This is a genomic window from Pseudomonadota bacterium (genome assembly GCA_039033415.1).
GTDB lineage: Bacteria > Pseudomonadota > Gammaproteobacteria > Xanthomonadales > SZUA-38 > JANQOZ01.
This window is the reverse complement of the sequence record JBCCCR010000062.1, coordinates 1-6,016: the sequence shown is the minus strand read 5'-3', so window position 1 is coordinate 6,016 and position 6,016 is coordinate 1. Positions and strand designations below refer to the sequence as shown.

The window sequence follows — 6,016 nt, the reverse complement described above, 5'->3', positions numbered from 1 at the left end:
GTTGTTTTGCCGTTTTTTTCGTTTAACCACGTGTTCTGTCGTCTCCTAGACCCGGGCGGGGGTGCCGGCGGGGCCACCAACGGCTGGGGCCCTTGCCTGGCCCTGCCCCTTGACGGTGACCTTGATGCCGTCACGCATGTTGCCGACGCCTTCGGTGACTACTCGCTCACCCGGACGCAGGCCGCTCAGGACCTCCGCCTCGTCGAAGGTTCGCAGGCCCAGCTCAACCTCACGGCGGTGCGCCGTATCGGAATCGTCTACGACGTACACGTAGGTGACGTTGCCGATCGACACCAGCGACCCCTGGCCAACAGCCAGCGCCCGATGCTCGTTGCTGGCCACGGCCACCGACATCAGCATCCCGGGCCGGATCAGTCCGTCGCTGTTGTCCATGACGGCGCGAACCTCGACGGCGCGGGTCACCGGATCGATGCGGGAGCCGATCGAGGAAATTTTGCCGGTAAACGCCCGGTCGCCCCACGCCGCGCTCCGGGCGTTGATGGACAGGCCGGGCTGCAGAAAGCTCAGCTGCGTCTCTGGCAGGGTGAAATCGAGCTTGATGACCGATACGTCATCCAGGGTTGTGATGGCGGTGGTCGGCGTCACCAGACTGCCAGGGCTGACCTGACGGAAACCCAGAAGGCCCGCGAATGGCGCGCGGATCAGACGATCCTGGAGGCGGGCGAGCACGGTATTGAGCCGGGCTTTTGCGCCGTCAGCTGCGGCCACCGCCTGGTCAACCTCAGACTGCGCTGCTAGACCCCGGGCGCCGAGATCGTTAATGCGTTTCAGCTGTGCTTCCGCGTCGCCTAGCGCCGCCCGGGCCTCCGCCAACAGCGCCTCCTGCTCGCGGTTGGTCAGCTCGACCAGGACCGTGCCTGCCTCAACCATCTGACCGTCTTCGAAGTTGATGCGTCGCACCGTATCGGTGAGCTTGGCGGTGATCGTGACCGACTCGTTGGCCCGCGCCGTGCCGAGCCCCTCAACGTTTTGCACAAACGTTTGTAGAGCGACTGGCGTCACCCCAACCACAGGGGTGACGTTAAATCGCCCGCGGGCGGGTGCGGCGCCGCTTTCTAATGCCGAATTGGACTGATAAAACCACCACCCGCCAGCGGCAATTGCTGCGGTGATGACTATCGCCCCAAAAAAACGCTTCATGAGTGGTTCCAGCCGTCCCAGGCAATCCCCCAGCTTAAAGCGGGAAAAGCCAAGTTAGTGTCAACGTCCCAGCAAGGCCAGGTGATCTGCCAGCGTCGGCTCCCCCGAGCCGATCGCCAGCCAGGATCGCTCTACAGGAAGTGCATTAGGCCGAAGATGACCGCCGTCAGCAGCACGCTCATGTGAATGACGCCAACCACGCTGGCAATCGGCCCCAGCTTGCCTACCAACGCGTTGATTTCCAGCAGCACGATGATGCCAAGCCCCGCAAGAAACCCAATATCGTCAAAGCTGCTCAGTGCTTGACCGAAGCCCTCAGCGCTGTAGGTGCCGTGTTTTGATGCAAGCATGCCGTAGAGCATGGGACCGGACAGCAGGGTATTGGTCCGGGACGCCAGCAGCGCCTTCGGGCCCGCCTTGCCGGCATCACCCGGGACTATGCCGCAGACAATTTTCTGGGCCGGCCAGATCACCAGCCAGACGTTCAGGAACATGAAGATACCCGCCAGGGCGCCCGTCGCGATGTACTGGTTGAAACCCACGCCCAGCGTATGGATCAGGTAAAGGCCGGTGATGAAGGTGAACATCGCTCCCCAGCGAAACCACCAGAGCGCCCGGGGCGCTAGTTTCTTCAGCGCGTCGGCTTTCGCATCGGCTGTTGCCTCCTTGAAATACTCACCCTGCACAAAGTTGAAGTAGTACAGGAGACCAATCCACACGATGCCAAACAGTACGTGGAACCAGCGGAACAGAAAGTCGATTAATGCCATCATGGAATTCCCCTAGGAAACGTTGAGATCGCTACATTTTTATCATTTGCGCCTCATAGTACTGTATTTGCTGCTGAACATTTTTCTTCACGGGCCCTGACGCCTGCAGGCACAGGCCGTTTGCTCACTCAAATGCCCTTCGATCGACGGGAGCCGAATTTTTGAAATGACCGAAAATCTATTGCCGGGCGTAATGAGCCCGGTGGTTACACCCTTCGACGCTGACCTGGCCCCCGACGGCGCCAGGCTGGTGGATCAGTGCCGGTGGTTGCTCGGCCAGCAGGTGGGACTGGCCGTCTTTGGCACCAACAGCGAGGCGAGCTCCCTGTCGGTCGACGAGAAGATCCAACTCCTTGACGAAATGCTCGACGGCGGCGTGGACCCGCAATGGCTAGTGCCGGGCACCGGCTGCTGCGCGTTGCCCGATTCGGTGGCGCTGACCCGTCATGCCGTTAGTCGGGGGTGCGCTGGCGTGCTGATGCTGCCGCCGTTTTACTACAAGGGCGTTAGCGACGAGGGTCTGTATGCGAGCTTTAGTGAGGTGATCCAACGGGTTGGCGACCCAAACCTGCGGATTTTGCTTTACCACATCCCGCCGGTTGCCCAGGTTGGACTGTCGCTGGAGCTGATCGAACGGCTGCTGAAGGCTTACCCCGGGATCATCGCCGGCATTAAAGACAGCGGCGGAGACTGGCGTCACACGGCCGCTTTGCTCGAGCGACACTGGGACGGCTTTCGGGTGTACGCCGGCAGTGAAGCCTTCCTCCTGCAAACGATGCGGGCAGGCGGGGCGGGCTGCATCTCGGCCACGGCTAACATCAATCCCGCGGCAATCGCCCGTCTGCAGCAAAATTATCAAGCCCCGGATGCGGACGCACAGCAGAGCGCGCTCAACAGCGTCAGAGACAGGATTTCTCGCTATCCGATGATCCCAGCGCTCAAAGCGGTCATCGCCGGCGCCAGGAATGACCCCACCTGGAACCGCGTTCGCCCACCGCTGGTGGCCCTCAGCGCGAGTCAGAACCGAGAGCTGCAGTCCGAGCTCAAGTCGATGGGGTTTTCTTTAGGCGTTTGAGCTAAGACTGGCTGTCCTGGGCGCCACCACAGGTCGGACAGCGTCCCACCGAACCAGGTCTGTTGCCCGGCGCGGGAAGCGGCGTTTGGCCGCATCGCTTGCTAAGCTGTCGACTGGCACCGGAGGGACGAAGAAATGAAGATTCAATATCTGGAAGTTGTCGCGACGAACGCTGAAGCCGTTTGTGCCGCCTACGAAAACGCGCTTGGCGCGCATTTCAGTGAACCCGATCAGCTCCTTGGCGGCGCGAGGACCACGGCGATGGCCGATGGCTCGATGCTGGGGGTTCGAGCCCCCATGCACGAGTCCGAGCAGCCGACGATTCGGCCCTATTGGCTGACGGACAATATTGAAGCAGCGCTTGAGGCCGCCACGAGCGGCGGCGCTGAGGTGGCGCACCCGCCGCTGGAAATCCCGGGCAAAGGCACTTTTGCGATCTACATCCAGGGTGACGTGCACCACGGCCTATGGCAGCTTTAGGCTCAGCTCAAGCCCGGTGCCGGCGGGCGTCAGAAGCGCGAAGGCGGCCAGGCCTCCTCGTGTTGTTGCTGCTAGCGGTGACGCAACTCGCCTTCGCTCAAACCGGGGACGCAGCTGAACCCGCCCAGATCGTCCGAGATTTTCTGGCGGCCTTCAATGCGCACGACTCGAGGGCCATGGGAGAACTGGTCACCGACGAGATTCAGTGGCTATCGGTATCCGCGGCCGCGGTGACGGTTGAAGTTGAGGGGAAGGCTGCGCTGATCAGCGCGATGGATGGCTACTTTCAGTCGTGCACAACCTGTCAATCGAAAATTGCCGCCATGATGGTTTCCGGCCAGCGCGTCAGCGCGGTTGAGATCGCCAGCTGGAACGGTGAGAACGGTTTGCAGTCGCAGCAGTCGATGTCGGTCTACGAGTTTTCGGGGCCGCTGATAACACGCGTGTACTACTACCCGTCGGAGCCGGTCGCCGACGTGCAGCTCAGCAAGGCGCCGTCACCCTAGGCTGAGCGACGGGTGTGGGCCCGTTTTTCAAATATCGAACGGGCGCCGATCAGCTGCCGCGCGTTGGGGCACTTAATCCGCGAACGCTTTTTCGAGCCCCACCTCTCCAAGCCACGCGCGGACCGCAGCTTGATCGACTGTCGTGAGATCGCCGGCAATCCGGTCGACAATCATGCGCCTCGACTCCTCGATGTAGGGGCGCGCCAGGTAGCTGACCGCTTCGTCATAAACGTTGATCACAAACGCTCGATCTCCCTGCTCAAGCGCGTGTCGGTTGCCCAGCACATAAGGCTGGTACGTACCAACCATCTCGCCTAAGACAAATCGCGCAAAGGACGTGGCCTTGGGGAAAAGCTCGAGGTTTCCTTCGCCATGCCACTGCGCCGCGTCCTGCTCCACCCAGGCAACCACTGCAGGGTAAGCGTCATAGAGCGCGTTCCGGGGCGCGGGATCGTGGAAGAAGTGAGCTCTTAGCCCCGCGAGGACAATACAGTCGACGGCGCACGGGCGGCTCCCCAGCAGAAAAGGCGTTTGCGCAAGCTGCGTGGTCACCGCGTCCAGGATGCGTCGGTACTCGGCTTCCGCGGCCGCCTGCTGCTGCTGGCTGCTGACGCCGGTCGCGCGGCAAACCTTTACGCCCCATTCGGCGATACGGCTCGCGAGCTCCGAATCACCGTAGGCAGCGTCGAGCGACAGCTGCTCGTGGTTTTCAGGATAGTTCCAGCGCCAGTGAACGGTCGTGCGGGCAATCCACTCGTCGAAATACTCCTCCACCATGTGTACCAGCACACCCAGCGCGCCGTCCGGAAACATCGCGCGGTCAGGGAAACGGGCGTCCAGCATCCGCAGCAGCGGCGTGGTGTCAGCAATCATCCAGTTTTCCGGCGTGTGGAGCACCGGCACCTGGTGCGTCCCCGAACGCAGCCGGAGCTCACGTTCAACCTCCGCGGTCTTTGGCCGCATCTCCCACTTGGCGTTGTAGTAGTCCAGGGCGGCGGTGAGCTTGTGGGTGAAGTAGCTTCGGCCCCAGCCATACACCACATACTGATCGGGCCGACTGATCTGATTCGCTGGCTCGCCCTTTCGCGGTATGAACACCTGATTGCTCCCAAGCCGTTCTCGACGACTATTTTTGACACCTCGTCAAAAATAGCAGTTTTTGTCATGCTGTCAAATATCGTGCGACCATAAAGCGCTGACGGAGGGAGCCGGATGAGGCCAAGACAGTTTGAGGAGCAACGGGTGCTGGACGCCGCCTTCGAGCAGTTTTGGCGCAAAGGCGTCCGCGGCACGTCGCTCTCCGACGTCGCCCGCGAGGTCGGCGTGCAGCGCGGCAGCCTGTACAACGCCTACGGCAGCAAAGAGGCGCTGTTCCTAAGAGCCTACCGGCAATATGCCGACGACTACCTCGACAACGTTGCCCGCCGGGTCAGCCGTGGCCCGCTGCGCCAGCGGCTCCTGGACTTTTACGACTACTCCATCAGCAACTACTGTACGGGCACACCACATCGCGGCTGCCCCACCACGCGGGCGTTAATGGAAATTCCCTCTCTTGCAGATACCCAGGACACCACCAAGCAAGCATTTGCTGACCTCCTGCAGCGCTTGATCGAACTGATCTCAGGCGCGCTGACCGACGGCTTGGGCTCCGGCGAGTTCACCGGCGATCCGCACCTGACCGCCGAACACCTGGTCGCCGTAGCCCGGGGACTTGTTGTGATGGAGAAGGCTTTCGGTGATGAGGCTCAGCTCAGGCGAATCGCGGGGTTTACGATTAACGCGGTCGTAGGTGGCTAAGCGCTCGGCTCGAACTGCGCAGAGACTGCGCTCTGGGTTAGTGCACCGATCGGGCGCCCGGAGAGATGATTCGCCGGCTCTGCCGGCTCACCCCTCGAGGGGGCCGCTCAGTCGCTCCGCTCCCTGCGGGGTGCGTCGCGCGCTGCGCGCGCTCGGCTCGAACTGCGCAGAGACTGCGCTCTGGGTTAGTGCACCGATCGGGCGCCCGGAGAGATGATTCGCCGGCT

At 62.0% G+C, this 6,016-nt stretch carries 7 protein-coding genes; 4 read left to right on the top strand and 3 right to left on the bottom strand.

The features are described 5' to 3' along the window. Nucleotides 1-45 precede the first annotated feature (45 nt). Nucleotides 46-1,161, bottom strand: a complete 1,116-nt coding sequence (locus AAF358_26605) for an efflux RND transporter periplasmic adaptor subunit (GenBank protein ID MEM7709148.1) — start codon at nucleotides 1,159-1,161, stop codon at nucleotides 46-48. Nucleotides 1,162-1,292: 131 nt separating this feature from the next. Then, complete coding sequence (locus tag AAF358_26600; GenBank protein ID MEM7709147.1) at nucleotides 1,293-1,934, bottom strand: antitermination protein NusG; 642 nt, start codon at nucleotides 1,932-1,934, stop codon at nucleotides 1,293-1,295. A 163-nt stretch (nucleotides 1,935-2,097) separates the two neighbouring features. Between AAF358_26600 and AAF358_26595 the strand changes: the two genes are divergently transcribed. The 3 genes from AAF358_26595 (at nucleotide 2,098) to AAF358_26585 (ending at nucleotide 3,992) form a co-directional block, all read left to right on the top strand. Beyond that, entirely contained in the window at nucleotides 2,098-3,006 is a 909-nt protein-coding gene (locus AAF358_26595; protein ID MEM7709146.1) for a dihydrodipicolinate synthase family protein, read from the top strand. A 135-nt stretch (nucleotides 3,007-3,141) separates the two neighbouring features. Beyond that, nucleotides 3,142-3,486, top strand: a complete 345-nt coding sequence (locus tag AAF358_26590) for a hydroxylase (protein ID MEM7709145.1) — start codon at nucleotides 3,142-3,144, stop codon at nucleotides 3,484-3,486. 77 nt (nucleotides 3,487-3,563) lie between these two features. After that, nucleotides 3,564-3,992: a nuclear transport factor 2 family protein gene (locus AAF358_26585; GenBank protein ID MEM7709144.1), complete on the top strand. Its 429-nt coding sequence runs from the start codon at nucleotides 3,564-3,566 to the stop codon at nucleotides 3,990-3,992. Nucleotides 3,993-4,064: 72 nt separating this feature from the next. On the opposite strand, the gene AAF358_26580 is transcribed toward AAF358_26585, so the two are convergent. Then, nucleotides 4,065-5,090 (bottom strand): glutathione S-transferase family protein, encoded by a 1,026-nt coding sequence (locus AAF358_26580; GenBank protein MEM7709143.1) that lies wholly within the window; start codon nucleotides 5,088-5,090, stop codon nucleotides 4,065-4,067. A 114-nt stretch (nucleotides 5,091-5,204) separates the two neighbouring features. Here AAF358_26580 and AAF358_26575 point away from each other — a divergent pair, with 114 nt between their 5' ends. Continuing rightward, on the top strand, nucleotides 5,205-5,789 hold the full coding sequence (locus AAF358_26575; GenBank protein ID MEM7709142.1) for a TetR/AcrR family transcriptional regulator: 585 nt from the start codon (nucleotides 5,205-5,207) through the stop codon (nucleotides 5,787-5,789). Nucleotides 5,790-6,016: the final 227 nt, after the last annotated feature.